Raw genomic sequence first — 23,184 nt, 5'->3', positions numbered from 1 at the left:
CCGGGCGCCGCGACCGAGCCGGCGCCGTACGAAAGGAAACCCATGTCCCTCGAGCTGACCAGACGACTCGGGCGCACCGGAGTCCGGATCAGTCCGCTGACCCTGGGCACCATGAACTTCGGCCGCTGGGCCGAGGAGCCCGAGAGCATCGAGATCATCCACGCCGCCGTCGACGCGGGCATCACCGTGATCGACACGGCCGACGCCTACGGCAGCGGCCGGTCCGAGGAGATCGTCGGCAAGGCGCTGGCCAGCGCCTCCGTGCCGCGCGAGGACCTCTTCCTCGCGACCAAGTTCCACGGCCAGATCGGCGACAACCCGCAGCACGCCGGCAACAGCCGGCGCTGGATCGTGCAGGCCGTCGAGGACAGCCTGCGCCGCCTCGGCACCGACTACCTGGACCTCTACCAGGCCCACCGGCCCGACCCGCACACCGATCTCCTCGAGACCCTGGTGACCCTCGACGGCCTGGTCCGCTCGGGCAAGATCCGCTACTACGGCACCTCCACCTTCCCGGCCCACCAGCTGGTCGAGGCGCACTGGCTGGCCGAGAAGCACGGGCTGATCGCGCCGCACACCGAGCAGCTGCCCTACTCCATCCTGGTGCGGGGCGTGGAGCGCGAGGTGTTCCCGGTCGTCGAGAAGTACGGCGTCGGCGTGATCTCCTACGGTCCGCTCGCGGCCGGCTGGCTCTCGGGCAAGTACCGCATCGGCGTGGAGCAGCCGGTCTCCCAGCGCGCCGACCTGATCCCCGGCCGCTTCGACATCGCCCTGGAGCGCAACGAGCGCAAGCTGCGCGCGGCCGACGCGCTGGCCACCCTGGCCGAGGAGAACGGGCTGAGCCTGGTCGACCTCGCGGTCGCGTTCGCGCTCAACCACCCGGCGGTCAGCTCGGTCATCATCGGCCCGCGCACGCCCGAGCACTTCGAGGCCTACCTCAAGGCCGCCACGGTCCAGCTCGACGACGCGATCCTGGACCGCATCGACGAGATCGTCGACCCCGGCACCCAGTTCCTCGAGCGCGACACCGGCCAGCACACGCCCTCCCTGCAGCCCGCGGCCCTGCGCCGCGGCCACGCCGTCGTCGGCGCACCCGCGGCCAACCGGCACTGAATCCCACCCCTCCCACCAGCGAGAGACGAGACATGAGCGACACGTTCCCCCACTACTACCGGGTCCACCAGGCGGCCGAGAACCGCTACGAGCAGGTGCCCTACCGGCGTACCGGCCGCTCCGGGCTGGACCTGCCCGCCTTCTCCTTCGGCCTGTGGCAGAAGTTCGGCGCCGACTACGCCTTCGACAAGCAGCGCGACATCATCCTGCACGCCTTCGACCTGGGCATCACCCACTTCGACAACGCCAACCGCTACGGCCCCCCGCACCGCGGCGCGGAGCAGACCTTCGGCCGGGTCCTGCGCAAGGAGCTGAGCGGCTACCGCGAGGAGCTGGTGCTGTCGACCAAGGCCGGCGGCGCGATGGGCCCCAGCCCGTACCTCAAGGGCGGCAGCCGCAAGAACCTGCTGGGCTCGCTGGACCTGAGCCTGCGCGACCTCGGCACCGACTACGTCGACATCTTCTACCACCACACCCCGGACGAGACGACGCCGCTGGAGGAGACCGCCTCGGCGCTGGCCACGGCCGTCCGCTCGGGCAAGGCGCTCTACGTCGGCATCTCCAACTACAAGACCGACCGCGCCGCCGCGATCGCCCAGCTGCTCAAGGCCGAGGGCGTCCCGCTGCTGATCCACCAGCCGCGCTACTCGATCTTCGACCGCAGCATCGACCAGAACGGCCTGGCCCAGCTCGCCCTCGACGAGGGCTTCGGGCTGATCGTCTACTCCCCGCTGGCCCAGGGCCTGCTGACGAACAAGTACCTCGAGTCGATCCCGGAGGGTGCCCGTGCGGAGAACTCCGAGTTCCTCGACAAGAGCCTGATCGACGAGACCTACCGGCAGCGCACGGCGGAGCTGGTCAAGCTCGCGGAGTCCCGCGGCCAGTCGCTCGCGCAGCTCGCGCTGCAGTGGGTGCTGCGCAATCCCGCGGTCACCTCCGCGCTGATCGGCGCCAGCTCGATCGAGCAGCTCGACCACAACGTGCAGGCGGCCCAGGGTCCGGAGCTGACCGACGACGAGCTGGCGGTGATCGACGAGTTCGGCGTCCACGGCACCGGAGTCGTGCTGCGATGACCATCCACCTCGTCGCGTCCCTGATGACGCCGGGTCACTTCCGGGCTGCCTGGCGGCTGCCGCACAACGATCCCGGCGACCATCTGTCGATCGACTACTTCCAGGGGTTGGCCAGGGTCGCCGACGAGGTGGGCCTGGACGCGATCTTCCTGGGCGACGCCCCGGCGCTGTCCCCGGACATCGCGTCCCATCCGGCCAACGGCATCGACCCGCTGGTGCTGCTCGGCAACCTGGCCGCCATCACCGAGCGGGTCGGGGTGCTGATCACCAGCTCGACGACCTACAACTCGCCGTACAACCTCGCGCGGCGCTTCCAGGCCCTGGACATCGTGACCCGGGGCCGGGCGGCGGTGAACCTGGTGACCACCTTCGCGGGCGGGGCCTCGGCGAACTTCGGGTACCCCGAGAACCCGGACAAGGAGACCCGATACCGCCGGGCCTACGAGTTCGTCCAGGTGGTGCAGGGACTGTGGGACGGCTGGGAGCCCGGGGCGATCGTCGCCGACAAGGAGGCCGGCCGGTACGCCGACACCGACCGGATCCATCCGATCGAGCACCGGGGCGAGTTCTTCTCGGTGCGTGGCCCGCTGCCGACCCCCGCGGGTCCGCAGGGCCGTCCGGTCGTGTGCCAGGCCGGCGGCTCCGAGGGCGGGCTCCGGCTCGGCGCGGAGCTGGCCGACGTGATCTTCACCGTGGCCCAGACCCAGGACAAGGCGGTCGCCTTCCGCGACGACATCCGGGCCCGGGCGGTCGCCGCGGGTCGGCGGGCCGACGACGTCAAGGTGTCGCTCGGCGTGATCGTGCTGGTCGGCACCGACGAGGACGACACCCGGGCGCGCTTCGAGGAGCTCTACGCCACGGTGCCGGAGGACGAGATCGCCCGCACCACGCTGGCCCTGCTCGGCCTGGGCGAGCGGGACCTGGACAGTCCGATCTCGCTCGCCGACCTGCCGGAGGTGCCGGTCGGCGAGGCGGGCTCGGCCGGCTTCCAGGTCAGCACCCGCGGCATGCTCAAGGAGGGACCGCTGACGCCGCGCGAGCTCGTGCGCCGCACCGCCGGCGTCGCCGGTGGCGGGCACCGGCTGCTCGCCGGCACGCCCGAGCAGATCGCCGACGACCTCGCGCGCTGGCACGCCGCGGGCGCGGCCGACGGCTTCACCATCATGTACGCCGACACCTCGGTCGACTTCGAGAGGTTCGCCCGGCTCGTCGTACCGCTGCTGGTGGAGCGGGGGCTGTTCGTGCCCGGTGAGGTCGGCAGCACGCTGCGCGAGCGGCTCGGCCTGCCCCTCCCCGCGCGGACGCGCGGGGAGGAGCGACTGGTCGGCTGACGCTCGGTCGAAGCACGCCACGGGCGGTGCCGGTCAGACGACCGGCACCGCCCGCTGCTCGTCCGCGGGGCTCCACACCGCGTGGGCGTAGACCGCCCGGTGGTCCGGGGCCTGGCCCGCGGGGGCCGTGGCTGCGTCGGGCCGCGGCGCCGCGGCGGCCAGGTCGAGGTCCTCGAAGTGGAGGTCGCGGCCGAGGGCGTCGACCAGCCGGGGTACGCCGGTCGAGAGGCTGGCGACGTCGCCGACGGGGAGCCCGAAGCTCATCGCGGCGGCCGCCGAGAACACGTGGATCCGGTGCAGCCACGGCGCCGAGCCGGGCACCTTCTCCTGCAGCTCGTAGCCCTCGCCGAGGTAGGGCCAGCGGCCCAGCGAGGCGTCGGCCAGCTCGGCGGGCGGCTGGTACCGGTCCTCCCAGAGCGCGATCCGGGCGGCGATCGGGCCCAGGTCGGGGCTGGTCGCCGGGTCGTACTGGTAGCCGGTGCCGGCGATGGCGAAGTCGAAGTGGTGGCTGCCGTCGGCCGCCTCCACGCGCAGGCCGGCGCCCTCGGGGGCCGCCGCCGCCCAGCCGGCCGAGAGGTGCACCCGGAAGCCGTCGTACGCGCTGGCGCGCTGGACCGACTCGAGGGTGCAGGAGCGCCCGGCCCGGGCGAGGCCGACCTTGAGCTGCCAGCGGTCGGCGTCGCTGCGCCGGTGGAAGTTCTCCCGGGCGCCGAGGTTGCCCGGAGGGAAGCCGCCGCCCTGGACGATCAGCTCGGACCGGCGGGTGAACAGGTGCACCTCCGCCGCGCCCGCCTCCAGCGCGGTGCCGACCGCGTCGAGAGCCGAGGCGCCGGCGCCGACGACGGCGACCCGGCGCCCGCGCAGCGCGGCGAAGTCGATGTCGTCGCCGGTGTGCGCCCACAGCGTGCGGGGCAGGCCGGCCAGCGCGGCGGGGACCTGGGGACCGCCGGTGCCGGCGACGCCGTTGGCGAACACCAGCTTGCGGGTGGTCTCGGTGACCCGGCGGGTGGAGCCGTCCTCGGCGGTGAGCTCGAGGTGGGCCGCGACGTGGGTGGGGTGGCCCTCGATCCCGACCAGGCGGGTGCGATGACGGACCGGCACCCGGACGATGGCCTCGACCCAGCTGAGGTACTCCGCCCAGTCCAGGCGCGGGATCCGCTCCAGCTCGTCGTACGCCGCCACGCCGTGGCGGCGCTCGTACCAGGCCCGGAAGCTCAGCTCGGGGAAGCCGAACTCCGGCTCCGGCCAGGCCTTCGGGGTCCGCAGCCGGCGCATCCGCGCGATGGTGGTCCACACGCCGGTGCCGCCCGGGGACGCCGCGTCGATCACCGAGGTGGACGCGATCCCGGCCCGGCGCAGGGCGAAGCCGATGGCCACCCCGGCCTGGCCGCCGCCCACGACCAGCACGTCGTGGTCGGTGTCGGTCTCCCGGACCCAGGGGGCGGGTGGAGCGCCGAACAGCCGGTGGATGCGGGCGCCGTACTCGTGATCGCTCTCAGGCGGTGATGTCATGCATTGGACTATATCTGCATTAACTTACTCGTCTTACGGTATGTTCACCTGTCATGCAGCCTTCCTCCCCCTGGCGCCCATGAGCACCTTCCCGACCAACCAGGACCTCGATCCCTCCCGGCTCCGCAAGGCGTTCGGCGTCCACCCCACCGGCGTGGTGGCGGTCGCCGCGGTGGTCGACGGCCGCCCGGTCGGCCTGGCCGCGTCGTCCTTCCGCTCCGAGTCGATCGACCCGCCGCTGGTCTCCTTCTCGATCGCCGCCGGCTCCAAGACCTGGCCGGACCTGCGCCGCTCGCCGCGGCTGGGAGTCACCGTCCTGGCCGAGCACCACGGGGAGCTCGCCCGCCAGCTCGCCGGGGAGCCGGACCAGCGCTTCGCCGGGGTCGGGGTCTCGGCCTCCGACGAGGGTGGCCTGGTCATCGACGACGGGGTGGCCTGGTTCGACACCTCGATCTACCGCGAGGTGGAGGCGGGCGACCACGTGATCGTGCTGCTGCGGATCCGCGCGGTCGAGCAGCCCGACGCCGGCGCCCCGCTGATCTTCCACCGCTCCGCCTTCGGCCGGCTCGCCGCCTCCCTGTGAGGCGGCGGTAGCGAAGGTCGGACCGCCCGGGCCGCGTCATGGCAAGATTCGGCGCGTGAGTCGTGTGGGGAGTCTCGGAGCCGCGCTGGTCGGCGTCCTCCTCACCCTCCCCCTCGCCGGCTGCAGCAGCGAGCCGAAGGTGGTCCACCAGAAGGTGCCGACCCCCGAGGTCGTCGCCACGGAGTACGACGCCTCCAAGGAGCCGTCCGCCGCCGTGCTCGCCCTGGTGCCGTCGAGTGCCACCACCTTGACGGTGACCGACTTCGACCAGCTCCGGCTGGTGCTGGGCTTCTCGACCCTCGACGGCGCCACCCCCGGCCCCGAGCGGGAGCGGTTCTGGCGGCGGCTCCCCCGCACCGCCGCCCTCTCGACCGGCCTGCTGCGCCCCGACGACCAGCGGCTGCGCAACCAGTTCGGGATCAGCCAGGACGACGTCGCCTGGGAGGCGAGCTGGACCGGCGACGGCGGTGCGGAGGGCTGGGTGCTCGCGTTCCACGAGCGGGTGCCGATGGCGGCGATCAGCCGGGCCGTCGAGGCCCGGGTCGGTCCACTCGCCGGCGCGGTCGTCGACGAGAGCCGCCACCTGGTGACCTCGGCCGCCCCGCCCGCCGTCGGCGAGTCCTGGGGCGCGGACCCCTCGCTGGTCGCGATCACCGGCAGCGAGGCCGTGTCGACGTACGTCGAACGCGGGTGCACCCCCTTCGACACCGTCTTCGGCGCCGGCATGGAGCAGCAGCTCGCCGCCGCGCCCGCCGCCGCCCTGCACGGGCTCGACGAGCTGGACGCCTGGTCGGTGGCGCTCGGCACCGAGCTGGTCACCGTCCAGCTCGGCCCCAAGCGCAGCGACGCCTTCGACCGGGTCCGGCTGGCCGACGTGATGCCGCCGACCGACCCCGACTTCAGCCTGGTGATGAGCCGTGGGGTCGCCGACCCGGCGAGCGGCCGGCTCGGCTACATCCTCGACGACCCGGCGGCCGCGGCCCGGCTCACCCGCCAGGGACACCTGCCGTTCACGGTCTGCCCGAGCTGAGGTCGTCGTACTGCGCCCGGTCGTGGGCGCAGATCACGGTGACCTCGGCCTGGCTGCGGGCCAGCTCCCGGAGCCGCTCCAGGTTGGCGACCCGGGCCCGGTTGTCGATCGCCATCAGCCGCTGGAAGGCGGTCAGCGACACCGGGCAGGTGGGCGGATCGGCGAGCTGGCCGCCGTGGAAGAAGGCGTCGCCGGCGTGCAGCAGCCACCGGCCGTCGTCACGTCGTACGGCGACCCCGGAGTGGCCGCGGGTGTGGCCGGGCAGCGGGACGATCACCACGTCGTCGGCGAGCGCGGTGACCGACGCGAACCCGAACCAGTCGTCGCCGCCTTCCTCGTGGAGGGTCCACCGCGGCCCGTGCGCCCACTGGCCGGCGACATAGCGGGCCTTCTCGCGCAGGCTCGGCCGGGTCGCGGCGGCGTGCTCGGTGGCGTGCACGTGGACCCGGGCGTTCGGGAAGTCGCCGATCCCGCCCGCGTGGTCGAGGTCGAGATGGGTGAGCACGATGTCGGTGACGTCGGCCGGATCGTGACCACGCGCCCTCACCTGGGCCAGGGCGGTCTCACCCGGGTCGAGGTCGGGCCGCACGGTGGTGAGGAAGGGCCGGCCGAGGCGCTCGCGATCGGCCAGGTCGCCGGTGCCGAAGCCGGTGTCGACCAGCGCCAGCCCGTCGGGGCGCTCGAGGAGCAGCACGTGGGCGACCATGGGGGGAGCGAGGGCGGGCCTCATGGTCGCGCAGTTGAGGTGGGAGATCCGCACGGCGCTCAGCCTGTCACGCGTGGACGCGTGGCTCTACGGAATCGTGCGAGCGAGCGTCGCTCGGCGCCGCGCTCGCAAGGCGCCGGCGCGAGGGCATGCCGGGCGCACGTCGAGCGTCGGCGACGCCGCGAGCGTGGATGCTGAGCGTCGCGCAGCGTGCGAGGCCGTAGAGTCACGCGTCCTGGCTGTGCAGGCGCTGAACGGTCGGAGAGGTGGGCACCGTGCTCGGGTCCGGCGCGGTCCCGAACAGCCGGTCCGCCGTCCCCGCGCTGGTGACGGTGAACCAGTAGTGCTCGCTCTTGTAGTGGTGCAGCCGGTGGTTGCGCCACACCTTGCGGAACCACGCCGACCGCGGCCGGTAGTCGCTGTGGAGCAGGTAGTGGGTCCACTCGTAGGTCGACTTGATCGCGTAGACCGCCGTCAGCAGGGTGAACATCGCGCTCGTCGTCGGGGTGACCAGCCAGGCCAGCGCGGTCCACGCCGGCGCCAGCCAGAGCTGGGCCTGCCACGGGATGAACACCAGAGGGATGGCGCGCGGATCGGCGTGGTGGGCGCGGTGCTTGCGGGCGAGCAGCGGGTCCAGAGTGATCGGGCCGACGCGGCGCGGGCGCCAGTGCAGGATGACCACGTGGACCACCCACTCCACGACCGGCAGCAGCGCCACCAGCCCCACCGGGATCAGCAGCTCGTACGCGCTGCCCGGCCCGGCGAGCACCCGGCCGGTGACCGCGGCCAGCAGGCAGGTGGCCAGCAGGTAGGGGCTCGGGTGCCGCCAGAACTCGGCCAGCACCTCGCCCATGGTGGCGCTGGTGCGGCGCCGCGCGCCGACGTACCGATCGTCGAGGGGGGTCTCGCCGCGGCTCACCGGTCGTCCCCCATCGCGGCGAAGGCCCCGAGCAGGGTGTCGGCGGTGGGGATGAGCACCCGGGCCGCGGCCGCGCGCGCCGTCGCGGCGTCGCCGGACCGGACGGCGGCGGCGAGCAGCAGGTAGGGCTCCACCTGTCCGACCTCGCCGGCGAGCACCGTCGCCAGCGCCGGGAGCGCGGGCTCGTAGGCCGCGCGCAGGCTGTTGAACATCAGCCGGAACACCATCGAGTCGGCGCCGTCGACGAGGACGTCCCAGTAGTCGAGCGCGAGCACCTGCCACTCCACGGCGTCGGTGGTCGCGGCCATCCGCTCGGTGACCGCCTCCAACCCCGCGGCGAGCGCCGGTCCCCCGCGCTCGGCGGCCAGCGCGGCGATCCCCGGCCCGACCTCGGCCCGCGCCTCGATCACGCTGCGCCCGATCGAGGTGTCGAGCTGACCGCCGCGGACCAGCAGCCGGGGCAGCAGGTCCAGCCCCGCCGCCCGGCGGAAGTCGCGCACCACCGTCGCGCCGCCGTGCCGCATCTCCACCAGGCCGGTCTGCGCGATCCGCTGCAGCGCCTCGCGCACCGCCGGCCGGGAGATGCCGAGCACCTCCGCCAGCCGGCGTTCGCTGGGCAGGGGGTCGCCGGCCGCCAGCTCGCCGTCGACGACGTCGTCGAGGAGCTGGTCGACCACCTGGTCGGACACGGAGCGGCGGGTGACGGGGCGGAGGGCCATGGGGGTGACCGTACGGTCCGGTTATCTGGTGGTCAAGTGGTCTGACCAGTTTTCTTGTGGGCAGAGACTGCGGCAGGTCGGCGTGAAATCGCACGGATTGGTCCCCAACCGCACGTGGTCAGACCAGCCACGTAGGCTGCTGACGTGGCGCGCTGGTGGAGCATGAGGCTGTGGGCCGCCCACCTGCTCGGCCTGACCTGCGTCTCCATCGCGGTCGGCATGGGCGGGTGGCAGTACGACGCCTGGCAGACCCGCCGCGATGCCGAGCGGGTCGACCTGACCCACGCCGACCCGGTGCCGATGACCGAGCTGATCGGCCCCGACGACCCGTTCCCGACGGCCGGGCTGGGCCGTCCGGTGGAGGTGCGCGGCCACTTCCTGCCCGAGGGCACCGTGCTGGTGTCCGGCCGGGCGGGGAAGCAGGGGGCCGACGGCGACTGGCTGGTCACGCCGATCACCGTCGGCGACGCCGATGCGGCCGCCGTACCCGTCGTCCGGGGCTGGGTGCCCGCCGGAACCGACCCGGCCACGCTGCCCGCGCCGCCCGCCGGCGAGGTCGACCTGCTCGGCTGGCTGCAGCCGCCGGAGGGCAGCGGCCAGGTCGACGACGACCCGCGCGACGACGTGGTGCCGGAGCTGCGGATCGCGGACCTGGTGCAGCGCGTCGACCAAGACCTGTACGGCGCCTACGTGGTCGCCGAGGAGCCGCTGCCCGCGGACGCCGCCGCCGGCATCGCGGGCGCGACCCTGGACCAGCTGCCCGAGGCGAGCCGGTTCACCGGCCTGCGCAACATCCTGTACGCCGTCGAGTGGTGGGTGTTCGCGGCCTTCGCGGCGTTCCTGTGGTTCCGCTACGTGCGCGACGCCACGTCGGAGCGGGACCTGGAGGAGGCCGACGCCCCGGCGGCCGAGGACGCCGTCGTACCCTCGGACTCGTGACCAAGCTCTTCAACGTCTACCGCGTGCTCGCGCTCGTGGTCGGCGTGCTCCTGCTCGTCGGCACCGTCGGCTCGCTGCTGAAGTACCTGCTCGAGGACGGCACGACGCTGCAGCGGCTGGGTGACGACCTCACCCCGATCTGGCTGGTGCACGGCTGGATCTACATCGTGTACGTCGTCGTCGCGTTCCTGCTCACCCAGAAGGCGCGGTGGACGATCCCCCAGCTCCTGCTGATGCTGGTCGCGGGCCTGGTGCCGGGGCTGATCTTCTGGGTGGAGCGCCGGGTCGCACAGCGGCTGCGCGAGGATCACGCGGAGCTCGCGCAGGGCTGAACCCCGCGAGCCCGCAGGCCCGCGGGTCGGGCCGACCGGTCAGCTCTGCGGCTCCTCCGGCAGCGGATCGGTGAGCGGGTCCGGGCGCTCGTCGGCCGCGGAGGGCGGCGGCGGGACCTGGTCCGGCTGGTCGATCGGCTCGGGCGCGTTGTCGACGAGCAGCTCGTCGGGCGCCGGCGTCGGAGGCGCCGGGGCTGCGGGTGCCGGGGTCGGCGCGGCCGGGGTGGCCGGCTCGGGCGCGGACTGCCACGGGGAGCTGTCGTTCCCTCCGGCCTGGAGCTTCTTCGCCACCGCGGCCACGATCGCCCCCAGCGCACCGACGGCCACCAGCTTCTTCAGCTTTCCCATCCCGAGCTCTCCCTTCGCGGATCCGACCCGGCCGGGTCGGCGAGTCCCATCCCACCACGCCCCGAGCGGCGCGGGTCAAGCCCTGTCGAGGGTACGGGCGGCGGGGTGGCCGGGCGTGTGGCCGGGCGTGTGGCCAGGCGTGTGGCCAGGCGTGCGCGCGTCAGTAGGATCGACGCCGTACCGCATCACACCCGTACCACCTGGAGACGAGGCACTTCCATGGCAGAGCAGCAGGCCGTCCTGAAGACCAACAAGGGCGACATCACGCTCAACCTGTTCCCGAACCACGCGCCGGAGACGGTCGCCAACTTCACCGGCCTCGCCTCGGGGGAGAAGGCGTACGACGCCGGCAACGGCCGCACCGGCAAGTTCTACGACGGGCTCACCTTCCACCGCGTCATCCCGGGCTTCATGATCCAGGGCGGCTGCCCGCTCGGCACCGGCACCGGCGGTCCCGGCTACACCTTCAAGGACGAGCCGCACCCCGAGCTGGTCTTCGACAAGCCGTACCTGCTCGCCATGGCCAACGCCGGCCCGGGCACCAACGGCTCGCAGTTCTTCATCACCGTCGGCCCCACCACCTGGCTGAACTTCAAGCACACCATCTTCGGCGAGGTCGCCGACCAGGCCGGCCGCGACGTCGTCGACGCCATCGCCGCGGTCCAGACCGGCCCGATGGACCGCCCCGTGGAGCCGGTCGTCATCGAGTCCGTCGAGCTCGTCGGCTGACCCACCCCGGATGAGCAACCCTCCGGTCGGAGTGCCGACCTGCTACCGGCACTCCGACCGCGAGACCTGGATCCGCTGCCAGCGCTGCGACCGCCCGATCTGCCCCGACTGCATGCGGGAGGCGGCGGTGGGCTTCCAGTGCCCCGACTGCGTCGCCGAGGGGCGCAGGTCGGTACGCCAGGCCACGACGGCCTACGGCGGCCGGATCTCCGGCAATCCCGGCGCGGTCTCGATCGCGCTGATCGGCATCAACGTCGTCGTCTGGGTCGCGATCATGGCGTCGGGTCGCTACGGCAGCAAGCTGTACGACCTGTTCGCGCTGACCGCCCGGGGCTCGTGCCGCGAGAACAACGGCGGCTACTACCCGTTCGTGGACAAGGTCTCCTGCGACGCCGGCACGACCGCCCACTGGGCGAGCGGCGTCAGCGACGGCGCGCCATGGCAGCTGCTCACCACGATGTTCACCCACGTCGAGCCGCTTCACCTCGCCTTCAACATGTTCGCGCTGTGGGTCCTCGGTCCCCAGCTCGAGGCGCTCTTCGGCCGCGGTCGCTATCTCGCGCTCTACCTGCTCTCGGGCCTCGCCGGCTCAGTCGTCGTCTACTGGCTCTCCGCCGAGCAGACCCCGACCGTCGGCGCGTCCGGCGCCGTGTTCGGCCTGATGGGCGCACTGGTCGTGGTCGGCCTCAAGATGGGCGCCAACATCCAGAGCCTGCTGCTGTGGATCGGCATCAACGTGGTGCTCACCTTCACGCTCTCGAATGTGTCGTGGCAGGGACACTTCGGCGGGCTCGCCGGAGGCGCGGCGATCGCGGCGGTGCTGGTGCTCGCGCCGAAGGAGCGTCGTACGGTCGTCCAGGTGGCCGGCCTGTCCGCCATCGGTGCGGTGCTCGTCGTCGCCACGGTCCTCCGCACCCTCACCCTCACCTGACCCGGCAGAAACTGGCCCCCGATTCCGGCCGAGCCGGCAGAAACTGGCTCAGGAATCCCACCGACCCGGCAGAAGCTTCTGCCGGGTCGGCGTCGTTCCGGCGCGAGTTTCTGCCGGGTCGGCGTCAACCCCGCGCCACTTTCTGCCGGGTCGGCGTTTTCCCCAGGGTTATCCACCGATGTGGAGGAATGACACCCATGTAGTTCTCCCCAGCTGTGGACATCCCTGGGGAAAACGAGCGCCGCGCCGGGGACCACGGGGGTCCGCCGGCGCGGCGTGCGAGAGCGGCAGGGACTACTCCCAGCGGGTGGCGAAGGCGAAGCCGACGGCCATGAACCCGATCCCGACGAACAGGTTCTTCTGGCCCAGGTCGTTGAGGATCGGGATGTCCTTGGGGTCGTTGCCCGTCAGGAAGATGTAGAAGACGCAGATCCACAGCAGGCCGATCAGGAAGCACGCCAGCATGCTGACCACCACGCCGCGGCCGCGACCCATCGGCGTGGACGGGTGGGCGGAGACCATCAGGCCGAGGAAGAGCGCGATGAACCCGATCAGGTAGTTCTTGCCCTCGAGGTCGGCGAGGAAGGACGGCCCGCCGGGCTGGCGCACCTTGCCGTTGGAGCCGATGCTGCCGAACCCGTCGGTGGGCCGGATGCCGAAGTAGTAGTAGAGGATCCAGGCGATGCCGCCGAGGATGAGCAGCAGCGCGATGGCGAACCGCACGCTCATCAGCGGTCCGCGATCCGGGTCGCCGAAGACCTCGCGCTCCTTGCGCTTCGACAGGCGGGACGACTTCGCCACGGGTGGCTCCTCGATCAGGTTCTGTGGTGGTGGACACTGTCAGTATGACGGGTGCCCACGCCGGAGGTACGACGGGCCGCCGCCCCGAGGCGCGCGGCCGCTCTCGGGCATGGCGGGTCGGCACCCCCGCGGTGGTCCTGATGTGCGGTGCGCTGCTCGCCGTCTCGGCCACCAACAGCGAGGGCTCCGACCTGCGGCCGGGCCGCTACACCGACCTCGCGGGGCTGGTGGAGGGCGAGGCGGCGGACTACCGCAAGGTCGAGCAGCAGTACCAGAACCTGTCCGACCAGGTCGACCGGCTCAGCGCCGGGGTCGGCGACAAGAGCGTGCGGGACGCGCGGCGCGAGATCGCGAAGCTGCGCGACCCGGCGGGGATGACGCCGCGCACCGGTCCCGGGCTGAAGGTCACCCTGTCCGACGCGCCCGAGGAGCTGCTCGACAAGGCGGTCGAGCGCAACAAGCACCTCGATCCCGACGACCGGCTCAACCTGAACCGCTTCGTGGTCCACCAGCAGGACATCCAGGCCCTGGTCAACGCGCTGTGGAAGGGCGGGGCGAGCGCCGTCACCATCGCCGGGCAGCGGGTGATCTCGACGACGGGCATCCGGTGCAAGGGGCCGGTCGTCCAGCTCCAGGGCGAGCCCTTCCCGCAGCCGTACGTCATCGAGGCGGTCGGCGACCCGAGCGAGCTCTACTCCTCGGTGGCCGGCGACCCGATCGTCGCCGGCTACCGCAAGGACGCCGACAACCCGCTCATCGAGATGGGCTGGGACCTCGACTTCGAGGACCGGATCGAGGCGCCGGCGTACGACGGCCTGGTTGACCTGCAGTACGCCCGCCCGCTCCGCTGAGGGCCGGGCCCTACGGCCGCACCCGGCCCAGCGGGTTGAGCGGGTCGGTGCCGTTGGCGACCTCCTGGCCGTCGCTGACGCCGTCGCCGTCGGTGTCGGGGTTGGTGGGGTCGGTGCCGCGGGCGGCCTCGTCGGTGTCGGGGAGCCCGTCGCCGTCGGTGTCGGTGACCGGCGGCGGCGCGGGCTCGTAGGTCGACACGAAGATCACCACGTTGGTCCCCTTGGCGAGGGTGCCGTCGGCGGGGATCTGCTCGGTGACCCGGCCCTTCTTCTGGCTGCTGTCGTCGGGCCGGGCCTCGCGCACGACCGGCACGAAGCCGGCGTCCTTGATCGCCTGCTCGGCGGCGGCCTGCTTCATGCCGACCACGTTGGGGACGGTCTCGGGGCCGTCGGAGAGGCACAGCTCGACGGTGGCGTCCTGGTCGACCATGGTGTTGGCGGGCGGGTTCTGCTCGACGACGGTGTTCTTGGGCTCGTCGGTGTCGCACTCGCGGTCGGTGATGTTGCGCTCGGCGATGCCGGCGTCGACCAGGGTCTGGACCGCGTCCTTGCGCTTCTGCTCGAGCACCGAGGGCAGCGCGAACTGGCCCTTGCCGAGGGAGACCACGAAGTTGATCCGGGTGCCCTCGGCGACGTAGTCGTCGCCGATCGGGTCCTGCTCGATCACTCGGCCGGCCTCGATGGTGTCGTCATTGCGCACGCTCACCGTGCCGACCTCGAAGCCGGCCTTCCCGATCGCGGAGCGCGCGTCGTCCTCGGTCATCCGGACCACATTGGGGACCCGCTCGGGTGGCGGGGTGTTGTCGAAGAGCCGGGGCAGCACGAAGAAGGCGGTGCCGATCAGCGCGGCGACGAGGACGCCGAGCAGCACCCACAGGGTGGCCCGGCTGCGGCGGTCGCTGTCGCGGTCGCGGCTCGGCGGCAGCGGCTGCCGGATCGCTGTCTCGGCGTGCTCGACGGGCGCGGCGTGGCGCGGCGTGACGGCCGCGGTCTCGCTGGTCTCGGCGGGCAGCACGGCCTGCACCGGCCGGCCGGCGAGGTAGCGCTCGATGTCGGCGCGCATCTGGGCGGCCGACTGGTAGCGGTCCTCGACCCGCTTGGCCAGCGCCTTCATCACGATCGCGTCGACCTCGGGGGTGAGGTCGTCCTCGTGTCGGGACGGGGGCACGGCGGGCTCGCGGACGTGCTGGTAGGCCACCGCGACCGGCGAGTCGCCGACGAACGGCGGCCGTCCGGTCAGCAGCTCGTAGAGCAGGCAGCCGGCGGAGTAGACGTCGGAGCGGGAGTCGACGGTCTCGCCACGGGCCTGCTCGGGCGAGAGGTACTGGGCGGTGCCGACCACGGCCGCGGTCTGGGTCATCGAGGACTGGGCGTCGCTCATCGCGCGGGCGATGCCGAAGTCCATCACCTTGACGTCGCCGGACGGGGTGAGCATCACGTTGCCGGGCTTGATGTCGCGGTGGATGATCCCGGCGCGGTGGCTGTAGTCGAGCGCCGACAGCACGCCGCTGGTGATCTCCAGGGCCCGCTCGGGCAGGATCTTGCGGCCCTCGCGCAGGATGTCGCGCAGGGTGCGCCCCGCGACGTACTCCATCACGATGTAGGGGACCACCTCGGTGCTGCCGTCGAGGTGGGTGGTGCGCTCCTCGCCGGTGTCGTAGACCGCGACGATCGCCGGGTGGTTGAGCGACGCCGACGACTGCGCCTCGCGGCGGAACCGGGCCTGGAAGGTGGCATCGCTGGCGAGGTCGGTGCGCAGTCGCTTGACCGCCACGACGCGGCCGAGCCGGGTGTCGGTGCCCTTGCGGACCTCGGCCATGCCGCCGCGGCCGAGGAGCTCACCGAGCTCGTACCGTCCGCCGACGACGGTCCGGGCGGCGCCGGGCTCGTGCGGAGGAGTGGTCACTGGGCACCACCTGTCAGGTCGGTGGGAGCAGTGGGCAGCGTGACGGGGGAGCTGGGCTCGGTCGGCTCCGTGGTGGGCGTCGACGGCACGGGACCCCAGTAGTAGACGACGATCGAGTCACCCACGGTGAGGGTGCCGTTGCGGGAGAAGCGGGAGACGGTGCCTTCGTCGCAGCTGCCGTCGTTGGTCGCGGAGTCCTGCTCCCAGGTGACCTTCAGGTCCAGGTCCTGCAGGTCGGAGACGGCGTCGTGGTAGTCGGTCGAGCACTGGTAGGGGTCCTGGTTGACCTGGACCGTCTTCGGCGCCTCGGAGGTCGGCTCGGTCGTCGGCGTCGTCGGCGCGCTGGTCGGCGTCGTCGGCGTCGTCGGCGCGGTGTCCTGCGAGGTGGGGGTGTCCTCGACGACGGGGGTGTCGTCGCCGCGGTCGCCGAGCAGGAGCACGGCCGCGACCACGGCGAGGATCACCAGCACGATCACGGCGATCGCGATCGGCCACGGCGACCTGCGCTCGTCGTCGTCGTCCTGACCGGCGTACGCCGCCGGGCTGTCGAGGCGCTGCATCGGCTGGGACGGCGGGTCGGCGGGCGTCGGCGTCGGCACGGGGACCGGCACCGGCGGCACCACGCCGGTCAGCACCCGGGTGCCGTCGTCGGGCTCGGGGGGCGCCGCGGCGGCGGCCACCTCGGGGGAGCGGAGCGCCTCGGCGAAGGCGGCGCCGTCGGCGTACCGCTCCGCGGGGTCCTTGGCCAGCGCCCGGCGGACGACGGCCGCCAGCGGGCCGGGCACGCTCGGCGGCAGCTGGGGCACCGGCTGCTGGAGATGGGCGAGCGCGGTCGCGACCGGCGTCTCGGCCTCGAACGGACGCCGCCCCGACAGGCACTCGAAGGCGACCACGCCGAGGGAGTAGACGTCGGAGGCGGGCGTGGACGGGTTGCCGCGAGCCTGCTCGGGGCTGAGGTACTGGGGCGTGCCCATCACCGAGCCGGTGCGGGTGAGCGCGACCGAGTCGAGGGCGCGGGCGATGCCGAAGTCGGTGATCTTCACCGCGCGCTCGGGGGTCACCAGCAGGTTGGCCGGCTTCACGTCACGGTGCACGATGCCGGCGCGGTGCGCGACGCCGAGCGCGTCGGCGGCCTGCGCCATCAGGTCCTGCACGACCGCGGTGTCGAGGGTGCGCCCGCTCGCGCGGGCGTTGGCGAGCAGCGCCGAGAGCGGCTGGCCGTCGACCAGCTCCATCACCAGGTACGGCGGCAGGTCGCCGCCGTCCTCGCCCGCGCCGTAGTCGTAGACCCCGGCGATGCCCGGGTGGTGGAGCGCGGCGGCACTGCGGGCCTCGCCCTCGAACCGGCTGCGGAACATCGCGTCGTCGGCGTACTCCGGCTTGAGCACCTTCACCGCGACCGGCCGGCCCAGCCGGGTGTCGGTCGCGCGCCAGACCACGCCCATGCCGCCGGTGGCGATCATGGAGTCGAGGCGATAGCGACCGGCCCGGTCGGCGTACCTGCTCTGCTCGGAGGTCACTTCTTCAACACCGCTTCCATCACTGCCTTCGCGATCGGACCACCGAGCTGGCCGCCCGCGATCTCGCCGCACGCCACGTCGGGCGCCTCTTCGATCATGACCGCCACCGCGACCTCGGCGTCCTCGGCGGGCGCGAAGGACACGAACCAGGCGTACGGCGGCTTCCCGCCGGCGCTGCACAGCGAGTCGCCGCGCTGGGCGGTGCCGGTCTTGCCGGCCACCTTGACGCCGTCGATCGCGGCGGGCGAGGCCGTGCCGTTGTCGACGGTGGCCTCGAGCAGCTGGGTGAGCTCGCCGGCGGTCTGCGCGGACACGGCGTGCTCGTTGAAGACCTCGGGCTCGGTGGTGCGCAGCACGTTGAACCCGGCGGTCTGCACCTTGTCGACGAGATAGGGCCGCATCAGGGTGCCCTGGTTGGCGATCGCCGCGGTGACCATCGCCATCTGCAGCGGCGTGGCCTGGACGGTGTTCTGGCCGATGCCGGTCTGCGCGGTCTCGGCGAGGCTCAGCTCGCGGGAGCCGCCGCCCTCGCTCTGGGGGACGTCGACGCCGGTCGGGTACACCGACTGCACCTGGCCCTGCAGGTCGCGCAGGTAGTCGCTGTTGAAGCCGAACGCCTCGGCCTGGGCGCGCATCTTCTCGGGTCCGACGTCGACCGCGAGCTGGGCGAAGGTGGTGTTGCACGACCACTCCATCGCCGTCGCGAAGGAGATCTTCGCGGGGCTGCACTGGCCGCGGCCGTCGTTGCCGATCTTGTGGCTGGTGCCGGGCGGCTGGTAGGTCGCGCCCGCGGGGACCTGGTCGCCGGCGTGGAACTTGCCGTTCTCGATCGCGGCCGCCGCGGTGACCAGCTTGAAGGTCGAGCCCGGGAACAGCCGGGTGCGGATCGCGCGGTTGAGCAGCGGCTCCCGGTCGTCGGCGTCGAGCTCCTTGTAGGCGGCCGAGGCCTTCGCGGAGTCGTGGGTGGCCAGCTCGTTGGGGTCGTACGACGGGTAGCTGGCCATCGCCAGGATCCGCCCGGTCTTCGGCTGGATCGCGACCACCGAGCCCTCGCCACGCGGACCGAGGGTGTCGCGCAGGCCCTCGAAGGCGGCCTTCTGGGCCGCGGCGTCGAGGGTGAGCACGACGTTGCCGCCCTGCGCGGTCTCGCCCTTGAGCAGGTCGACCAGGCGGGTCACGAAGAGCTGGGGATCCTCGCCGGTGAGCACGGCGTTCTGGCTGCGCTCGATGCCGGTCTGGCTGCCGAGCTGGAGGTAGCCGGTCACCGGCGCGAACATCCGGGCGCCGGCCTCGGGATAGACCCGCAGGTACTTGTAGCGGTCGTCGACCGGCTTGCTCGTGGCGACCGGCTCGTCGCCGACGATGATCTGGCCCCGCTCGCGGCTGTAGGACGCCTCGGCGACCCGGGCGTTGCGGGGATCCTTGTTGTAGGAGCTGGACTTCACGAACTGCACGTACGTCACGTTCGCCATCAGGGCGAGGAAGAGGAACATGCAGAAGATCGAGACCGCTCGAATGGGCTTGTTCATCGCCACTCCGGCATGACTTTGACGACCTGGGTGGACTGCTCGTCGGGGTCGCCCCCGTCGTCGGCCGCCAGGTCGGGCAGCGGCCGGCGGGCCTGGTCGGAGATGCGCAGGAGGATCGCGATGATCACCCAGTTCGCGACCAGGGACGAGCCGCCGTAGGACAGGAAGGGGGTGGTGAGGCCGGTCAGCGGGATCAGCCGGGTGACGCCGCCGATGACGACGAACACCTGCAGCGCGAAGACCGCGGCCAGGCCGGTCGCGACCAGCTTGCCGAAGCCGTCGCGGGAGATCAGCGCCGCCCGCAGCGCCCGCTCGACGACCAGGCCGTAGAGGAGGAGCACCGCCATCACCGCGGTCAGGCCGAGCTCCTCGCCGATGGCGGCGAGGATGAAGTCGGACTCGACGTAGGGCACCCGCTGGGGCATGCCCTCCCCGAGCCCGCGGCCGACCAGCCCGCCCCAGGCGAAGCCGTAGAGCGCCTGGACCAGCTGGTAGCCGTTGCCGTCGGGGTCGGCGAAGGGGTGCAGCCAGATGTCGACGCGGCTCTGCACGTGACCGAAGAGGCGGTACGCCGCCGTGGCCCCGCCGAAGAAGAGCAGGGCGCCGACGACCAGCCAGCCCGGCCGCTCGGTGGCGACGTAGAGCATCACCAGGAACAGGCCGAAGAACAGCAGGCTGGAGCCGAGGTCGCGCTGCAGCACCAGGATGCCGAGGCTGACCACCCACATCATCAGGATCGGGCCGAGGTCGCGGCCGCGCGGCAGGTCGACGAAGACCACCCGCCGGCCGGCGAGGGCGAGCGCGTCGCGGTGGACCACGAGGTAGCCGGCGAAGGTGACGACGAGCAGCAGCTTCGCCACCTCGCCCGGCTGGAAGCTGAACGGGCCGAGGGAGATCCAGATCTTGGCGCCGTTGATGGAGGTGCCGAGGCCGGGGACCATCGGCAGGATCAGCAGTACGAGCGCGGCCAGGCCGGAGGTGTAGGTGAAGCGCGCCAGCAGCCGGTGGTCGGGCAGCGCGATCAGGGTGCCGACGAAGAGCGCGACGCCGAGGGTCATCCAGGTGAGCTGCTGGCTGGCCAGGCCGGTGTCCTTCGCCAGGTCGACGCGGTGGATGATCGCCAGGCCCAGGCCGTTGAGCGCCGCGACGACGGGCAGCAGCACCGGGTCGGCGTACGGCGCGACCAGGCGGACCGCGACATGGGCGGCCACGACGAGCAGGGTCAGCCAGCCGCCGTACGCGATCAGGTTGGCGGGCACCTCCCCGTCGACGCCGAGCCCGACGGCGGCGTAGGCGCCGATGCCGACGATCAGGGCGAGCACGAGCAGGAAGAGCTCCGCGCCCCGCCGGCGGCGGTGCACGAATCCCATCAGTGCGGAGTTGGTGGCCACGGCGGCTCTCACGACCTCGACGGGCTGAGCGTCGTCAGGTCGGCCGCGCCGCCCTCGGTCGGGGTGGTGAACGGCGAGGCGGAGTCAGGCGGCGCCGTCGGGGGCGTCGAAGTCGCCGGCTCGTCCTGCGACTGGCGTCCGTTGGCGCCGATCCGGGTGATCGCGGCCCGCGCCCGCTCGACGCTGCCGTAGATCATCGCGCCGTTGCGGACCTCCTCCTGGGTGCTCTCCTGGAGGTCTCCGACCTCGAGGTCGGAGACCTCGTAGACATGGGAGAGGCCCGGGACGTCGACGCCGCGGTAGATGACGACATAGCCGTCCTGCTCGCCGACGTAGTACTTCTGCTGGCTCCACCAGTAGGCCGTGCCGAGCGCGATCCAGACCAGGCCGAGCACGATCGCGGCCGCCAGCACCCGGCGGGCCCAGGCGAAGCGCGGCGGCGGCTGGGGCGCGTAGCGCAGCGCCTCCGGGTCGACGATCGGGTCCTCGGGGATCGCATAGCCGACCCCCGCCGGGATCTCGGCCGTGACCGGCTCCAGCTCGCCGGTGTCGCCGGCGCGGTGGCCCCGGAACAGGCTGCGCGCGCGGCGCCGGCTCATGTCGGCCGCGGCGCCCACCACCATCGGGTCGGCCGGCGGACGCTCCGTCGGGTCGACGACATCGGCCACCACGCAGGTGACGTTGTCGGAGCTGCCGGCGTCGAGGCTGGCGCGGACCAGCTCGATCGAGCTGAACTCCGGCGTCCCGTCGCCCAGCAGTGCGGTGATCCGGTCGTCCTCCAGCACCCCGCACGCGCCGTCGCTGCACAGGAACAGCCGGTCGCCCGGCACCAGCTCCAGCGCGAACAGGTCGGGCTCCACGTCGTGGAGGCCGTCGAGCGCCTTGAGGATCAGGTTGCGGTGGGGATGGACCCGCGCCTCCGCCTCGGTGATCCGGCCCTCGTCGATCAGGCTCTGCACGAAGGTGTGGTCGTTGGTGAGCTGTGACAGCTCGCCGTCACGCAGCAGGTACGCGCGCGAGTCGCCGATGTGGCCCACCGCGAGCCGCTGCCCGTCGAAGAGCGCGACCGTCGCGGTGGTGCTGGTGCCGTTGAGCGCCGGATCCTGGTCGACCTGGCCCCCGATCGACACGTGCGCCTCGTGGAGGCCGTCGTTGACCCGGTCGATCACGTCGACCGAGCCGGGCGCCTCGTCGAGCTGGCGCAGCTCGCCGATCGCCGTACCGGAGGCGATGTCGCCGCGCGCGGCCCCGCCCACCCCGTCGCAGACGGCGAGCAGCCACGGCCCGGAGTAGCCCGAGTCCTGGTTGTCCTTGCGGACCCGGCCGACGTCGGAGACGGCGTACGCGTCGAGCTGGAGCAGCGGTCGCGTCACCGGCAGCGGTACGTCGACCGTGTCGGGCTGCGGGTCGTGGGGCACCTCGTCCGGCGCGGGCGAGGTGTCGTTGCCGGGCTCGGTCATCTACTTCCTCAGCTCCACGATGGTCTTCCCGATCCGGATCTGCGAGCCGAGACCGACCGGGACCGGCTGGGTGAGCCGCTGGCTGCCGAGGTAGGTGCCGTTGGTGGAGCCGAGGTCCTCGACGTACCACTGGCCGCCGGACTCGACGATGCGGGCGTGCCGGGTGGAGACGTAGTCGTCGTCGAGGCGGATCGCCGCGTCGTTGCCGCGGCCGATCAGGATCGGCGCCTGCGCGAGATCGGCGACGATCCCGGTGTTGACGCCCTGGACCACCTCGACCCGGGTCGGCTGGCCCCGCCGCGGACTCGCCGGCTTCGGCGCCCGCGGCTGCTTGCCGGGCGCCGCCGGCGCCGGGACCCGGGCACCGAACATGTCGGAGCGGATCACCGAGATCGCGGACAGCACGAAGATCCACAGGATCGCGAGGTACGCGATGCGTACGAGGAACAGGGTCAGCTCAGACATCGTCGACCACCTGACTCGTCTCCTGGAGCAGTCGGAGAACCAAGGACGTATGACCGATCTGGACCCGCGAGCCGTCGCGCAGCGCCGCCCGCGCCACCTTCTGCCCGTCGACCCGGATGCCGTTGGTCGAGCCCATGTCGTGGACCTCGACGTGGACCGGGCCGGCGATCGTCGTACCGGACTGGGGGGGAGGGGTGGTGATCAGGAACTCGGCGTGTCGCCGGCTCACCCCCGGGTCGTTGATCCGCAGATCGGCCTCGCTGCCCCGCCCCACGACCAGGCCCGGCGGCTGCAGCGGATGCTGGGTGCCGTTGACCTCGAGCACCGCCCGGGTCCGCTGGCCCCCCGCGCGCCGGCTCTGCCCGGTGACCTCCGCCTCCGCCTGGCTGCGCACCCGGAACCGGCCCGTCCCCAGGTCGTCGGCCGACTCGAACACGATCCGGATCGGCCCCGGGAAGACATACGACTGCAGCTCCGCATGCTCGGTCAGCTGCGTCGTCAGCTCCCCCTCCAGCGCCGAGTCGTACGGCGCCAGCCGCTCCAGGTCGCCCTCCGACAGCTCGACCACGAAGCTGTTCGGCACCAGCCGCCGCTGCCGCGACAGCACCTGCGCCTTGTTGTCGAGCTCGCGCTGCAGCGCCGCGGCCACCTCCACCGGCTGCACCGCACTGCGGAAGGTGCGCGCGAACACGCCGGAGATCGCCTGCTCGAGTCGCTGCTCGAACCGCTGCAGTCCGCCCACGTCGCTCACCCTCCTTCCGCATGCCTCACCCACCAGGCCCCCTGCCCGGCGGTCCCACCGATCGTATCGGTGGCGCCTCGTCGTACCCGGGACCTCGGCGACGCACCCCCCGTTTTGGGCGTGGGGTCGGGACTGGGATAGCCTTGCCCGGCTGTTGCATGACAGTGACGCGCGAGTGGCGGAATAGGCAGACGCGCACGGTTCAGGTCCGTGTGTCCGAAAGGACGTGGGGGTTCAACTCCCCCCTCGCGCAC

The 23,184-nt window shown here is 72.6% G+C and carries 23 protein-coding genes and 1 tRNA gene; 11 read left to right on the top strand and 13 right to left on the bottom strand.

Features of this window, described 5'->3' with window-relative positions:
- The first annotated feature begins 42 nt into the window (after positions 1-42).
- The 3 genes from JOD66_RS12655 to JOD66_RS12645 are packed head-to-tail and all read left to right on the top strand — an operon-like array spanning position 43 to position 3,517.
- Positions 43-1,113 carry an aldo/keto reductase gene (locus JOD66_RS12655; RefSeq protein WP_204837225.1) on the top strand — a complete coding sequence of 357 codons (1,071 nt, stop codon included), beginning with the start codon at positions 43-45 and terminating at the stop codon, positions 1,111-1,113.
- 32 nt (positions 1,114-1,145) lie between these two features.
- Positions 1,146-2,186 carry an aldo/keto reductase gene (locus tag JOD66_RS12650; RefSeq protein WP_204837224.1) on the top strand — a complete coding sequence of 347 codons (1,041 nt, stop codon included), beginning with the start codon at positions 1,146-1,148 and terminating at the stop codon, positions 2,184-2,186.
- On the top strand, positions 2,183-3,517 hold the full coding sequence (locus JOD66_RS12645; protein WP_204837223.1) for an NtaA/DmoA family FMN-dependent monooxygenase: 1,335 nt from the start codon (positions 2,183-2,185) through the stop codon (positions 3,515-3,517). Before JOD66_RS12650 ends, JOD66_RS12645 begins: the two co-directional genes overlap by 4 nt.
- A 33-nt stretch (positions 3,518-3,550) precedes the next feature.
- Here JOD66_RS12645 and JOD66_RS12640 read toward each other — a convergent pair whose 3' ends face one another.
- A complete protein-coding gene (locus tag JOD66_RS12640; protein ID WP_204837222.1) occupies positions 3,551-5,029 on the bottom strand; it encodes a SidA/IucD/PvdA family monooxygenase in 1,479 nt (492 codons plus the stop codon).
- A gap of 79 nt (positions 5,030-5,108) precedes the next feature.
- Here JOD66_RS12640 and JOD66_RS12635 point away from each other — a divergent pair, with 79 nt between their 5' ends.
- Both JOD66_RS12635 and JOD66_RS12630 read left to right on the top strand, forming a co-directional pair.
- A complete protein-coding gene (locus JOD66_RS12635; RefSeq protein ID WP_204837221.1) occupies positions 5,109-5,612 on the top strand; it encodes a flavin reductase family protein in 504 nt (167 codons plus the stop codon).
- Positions 5,613-5,667: 55 nt separating this feature from the next.
- A complete protein-coding gene (locus JOD66_RS12630) occupies positions 5,668-6,642 on the top strand; it encodes a hypothetical protein (RefSeq protein ID WP_204837220.1) in 975 nt (324 codons plus the stop codon).
- On the opposite strand, the gene JOD66_RS12625 is transcribed toward JOD66_RS12630, so the two are convergent.
- From JOD66_RS12625 to JOD66_RS12615, 3 genes are all read right to left on the bottom strand, one after another.
- On the bottom strand, positions 6,623-7,402 hold the full coding sequence (locus JOD66_RS12625; protein WP_204837219.1) for an MBL fold metallo-hydrolase: 780 nt from the start codon (positions 7,400-7,402) through the stop codon (positions 6,623-6,625). The genes JOD66_RS12630 and JOD66_RS12625 overlap by 20 nt on opposite strands.
- 172 nt (positions 7,403-7,574) lie before the next feature.
- Entirely contained in the window at positions 7,575-8,267 is a 693-nt protein-coding gene (locus JOD66_RS12620; protein ID WP_307823481.1) for a sterol desaturase family protein, read from the bottom strand.
- Positions 8,264-8,986, bottom strand: coding sequence for a FadR/GntR family transcriptional regulator (locus JOD66_RS12615; protein WP_204837218.1), 723 nt, complete (start codon positions 8,984-8,986; stop codon positions 8,264-8,266). Before JOD66_RS12615 ends, JOD66_RS12620 begins: the two co-directional genes overlap by 4 nt.
- A 144-nt stretch (positions 8,987-9,130) precedes the next feature.
- On the opposite strand from JOD66_RS12615, the gene JOD66_RS12610 reads away from it, so the two are divergent.
- Together JOD66_RS12610 and JOD66_RS12605 are read left to right on the top strand one after the other, a co-directional pair.
- A complete protein-coding gene (locus JOD66_RS12610; protein ID WP_204837217.1) occupies positions 9,131-9,925 on the top strand; it encodes an SURF1 family protein in 795 nt (264 codons plus the stop codon).
- Entirely contained in the window at positions 9,922-10,257 is a 336-nt protein-coding gene (locus JOD66_RS12605) for a DUF3817 domain-containing protein (RefSeq protein WP_204837216.1), read from the top strand. The genes JOD66_RS12610 and JOD66_RS12605 overlap by 4 nt, the downstream gene beginning before the upstream one ends.
- A 39-nt stretch (positions 10,258-10,296) precedes the next feature.
- Here the strand turns inward: JOD66_RS12605 and JOD66_RS12600 are convergent, their stop codons facing one another.
- The gene (locus tag JOD66_RS12600; protein WP_204837215.1) at positions 10,297-10,605 is read right to left on the bottom strand and encodes a hypothetical protein; all 309 of its coding nucleotides are present in this window, start codon (positions 10,603-10,605) and stop codon (positions 10,297-10,299) included.
- A 219-nt stretch (positions 10,606-10,824) separates the two neighbouring features.
- On the opposite strand from JOD66_RS12600, the gene JOD66_RS12595 reads away from it, so the two are divergent.
- Positions 10,825-11,334: a peptidylprolyl isomerase gene (locus JOD66_RS12595; protein ID WP_204837214.1), complete on the top strand. Its 510-nt coding sequence runs from the start codon at positions 10,825-10,827 to the stop codon at positions 11,332-11,334.
- Positions 11,335-11,344: 10 nt separating this feature from the next.
- On the top strand, positions 11,345-12,265 hold the full coding sequence (locus JOD66_RS12590) for a rhomboid family intramembrane serine protease (RefSeq protein ID WP_204837213.1): 921 nt from the start codon (positions 11,345-11,347) through the stop codon (positions 12,263-12,265).
- Between the two features lie 294 nt (positions 12,266-12,559).
- Here JOD66_RS12590 and JOD66_RS12585 read toward each other — a convergent pair whose 3' ends face one another.
- Entirely contained in the window at positions 12,560-13,066 is a 507-nt protein-coding gene (locus JOD66_RS12585; protein ID WP_307823479.1) for a cell division protein CrgA, read from the bottom strand.
- Positions 13,067-13,110: 44 nt separating this feature from the next.
- Between JOD66_RS12585 and JOD66_RS12580 the strand changes: the two genes are divergently transcribed.
- The gene (locus JOD66_RS12580; RefSeq protein WP_239545217.1) at positions 13,111-13,917 is read left to right on the top strand and encodes a DUF881 domain-containing protein; all 807 of its coding nucleotides are present in this window, start codon (positions 13,111-13,113) and stop codon (positions 13,915-13,917) included.
- A gap of 10 nt (positions 13,918-13,927) precedes the next feature.
- Here JOD66_RS12580 and pknB read toward each other — a convergent pair whose 3' ends face one another.
- From pknB to JOD66_RS12545, 7 genes are read right to left on the bottom strand one after another with little or no spacing between them, the layout of a single operon-like run.
- Positions 13,928-15,823: a Stk1 family PASTA domain-containing Ser/Thr kinase gene (gene pknB, locus JOD66_RS12575; protein ID WP_204837212.1), complete on the bottom strand. Its 1,896-nt coding sequence runs from the start codon at positions 15,821-15,823 to the stop codon at positions 13,928-13,930.
- Entirely contained in the window at positions 15,820-17,343 is a 1,524-nt protein-coding gene (locus tag JOD66_RS12570) for a serine/threonine-protein kinase (protein ID WP_204837211.1), read from the bottom strand. The genes pknB and JOD66_RS12570 overlap by 4 nt, the downstream gene beginning before the upstream one ends.
- On the bottom strand, positions 17,340-18,872 hold the full coding sequence (locus tag JOD66_RS12565; RefSeq protein WP_204837210.1) for a peptidoglycan D,D-transpeptidase FtsI family protein: 1,533 nt from the start codon (positions 18,870-18,872) through the stop codon (positions 17,340-17,342). Before JOD66_RS12565 ends, JOD66_RS12570 begins: the two co-directional genes overlap by 4 nt.
- Positions 18,869-20,242, bottom strand: a complete 1,374-nt coding sequence (locus JOD66_RS12560) for an FtsW/RodA/SpoVE family cell cycle protein (protein ID WP_205126356.1) — start codon at positions 20,240-20,242, stop codon at positions 18,869-18,871. Before JOD66_RS12560 ends, JOD66_RS12565 begins: the two co-directional genes overlap by 4 nt.
- A gap of 29 nt (positions 20,243-20,271) precedes the next feature.
- A complete protein-coding gene (locus JOD66_RS12555) occupies positions 20,272-21,723 on the bottom strand; it encodes a PP2C family protein-serine/threonine phosphatase (RefSeq protein WP_204837209.1) in 1,452 nt (483 codons plus the stop codon).
- On the bottom strand, positions 21,724-22,188 hold the full coding sequence (locus JOD66_RS12550) for an FHA domain-containing protein FhaB/FipA (protein ID WP_204837208.1): 465 nt from the start codon (positions 22,186-22,188) through the stop codon (positions 21,724-21,726).
- Positions 22,181-22,930, bottom strand: a complete 750-nt coding sequence (locus JOD66_RS12545; RefSeq protein ID WP_204837207.1) for an FHA domain-containing protein — start codon at positions 22,928-22,930, stop codon at positions 22,181-22,183. The genes JOD66_RS12550 and JOD66_RS12545 overlap by 8 nt, the downstream gene beginning before the upstream one ends.
- A gap of 169 nt (positions 22,931-23,099) precedes the next feature.
- Here JOD66_RS12545 and JOD66_RS12540 point away from each other — a divergent pair.
- Positions 23,100-23,183, top strand: a tRNA-Leu gene (locus JOD66_RS12540).
- The last annotated feature ends 1 nt before the right edge of the window (position 23,184 follow it).

This window comes from Nocardioides nitrophenolicus (assembly GCF_016907515.1).
Taxonomy (GTDB): Bacteria; Actinomycetota; Actinomycetes; order Propionibacteriales; family Nocardioidaceae; genus Nocardioides; species Nocardioides nitrophenolicus.
This window is presented reverse-complemented; position numbering and strand designations above follow the sequence as displayed.

What these genes read in the sequence shown, in the direction of transcription:
- JOD66_RS12640 (WP_204837222.1), bottom strand. Translation starts at nt 5,029, where the DNA reads ATGACATCACCGCCTGAGAGCGATCACGAGTACGGCGCCCGCATCCAC.
- JOD66_RS12550 (WP_204837208.1), bottom strand. Translation starts at nt 22,188, where the DNA reads ATGTCTGAGCTGACCCTGTTCCTCGTACGCATCGCGTACCTCGCGATC.
- JOD66_RS12635 (WP_204837221.1), top strand. Translation starts at nt 5,109, where the DNA reads ATGAGCACCTTCCCGACCAACCAGGACCTCGATCCCTCCCGGCTCCGC.
- JOD66_RS12590 (WP_204837213.1), top strand. Translation starts at nt 11,345, where the DNA reads ATGAGCAACCCTCCGGTCGGAGTGCCGACCTGCTACCGGCACTCCGAC.
- JOD66_RS12580 (WP_239545217.1), top strand. Translation starts at nt 13,111, where the DNA reads ATGACGGGTGCCCACGCCGGAGGTACGACGGGCCGCCGCCCCGAGGCG.
- JOD66_RS12560 (WP_205126356.1), bottom strand. Translation starts at nt 20,242, where the DNA reads ATGGGATTCGTGCACCGCCGCCGGCGGGGCGCGGAGCTCTTCCTGCTC.
- JOD66_RS12555 (WP_204837209.1), bottom strand. Translation starts at nt 21,723, where the DNA reads ATGACCGAGCCCGGCAACGACACCTCGCCCGCGCCGGACGAGGTGCCC.
- JOD66_RS12595 (WP_204837214.1), top strand. Translation starts at nt 10,825, where the DNA reads ATGGCAGAGCAGCAGGCCGTCCTGAAGACCAACAAGGGCGACATCACG.
- JOD66_RS12565 (WP_204837210.1), bottom strand. Translation starts at nt 18,872, where the DNA reads ATGAACAAGCCCATTCGAGCGGTCTCGATCTTCTGCATGTTCCTCTTC.
- JOD66_RS12655 (WP_204837225.1), top strand. Translation starts at nt 43, where the DNA reads ATGTCCCTCGAGCTGACCAGACGACTCGGGCGCACCGGAGTCCGGATC.
- JOD66_RS12650 (WP_204837224.1), top strand. Translation starts at nt 1,146, where the DNA reads ATGAGCGACACGTTCCCCCACTACTACCGGGTCCACCAGGCGGCCGAG.
- JOD66_RS12600 (WP_204837215.1), bottom strand. Translation starts at nt 10,605, where the DNA reads ATGGGAAAGCTGAAGAAGCTGGTGGCCGTCGGTGCGCTGGGGGCGATC.
- JOD66_RS12645 (WP_204837223.1), top strand. Translation starts at nt 2,183, where the DNA reads ATGACCATCCACCTCGTCGCGTCCCTGATGACGCCGGGTCACTTCCGG.
- JOD66_RS12615 (WP_204837218.1), bottom strand. Translation starts at nt 8,986, where the DNA reads ATGGCCCTCCGCCCCGTCACCCGCCGCTCCGTGTCCGACCAGGTGGTC.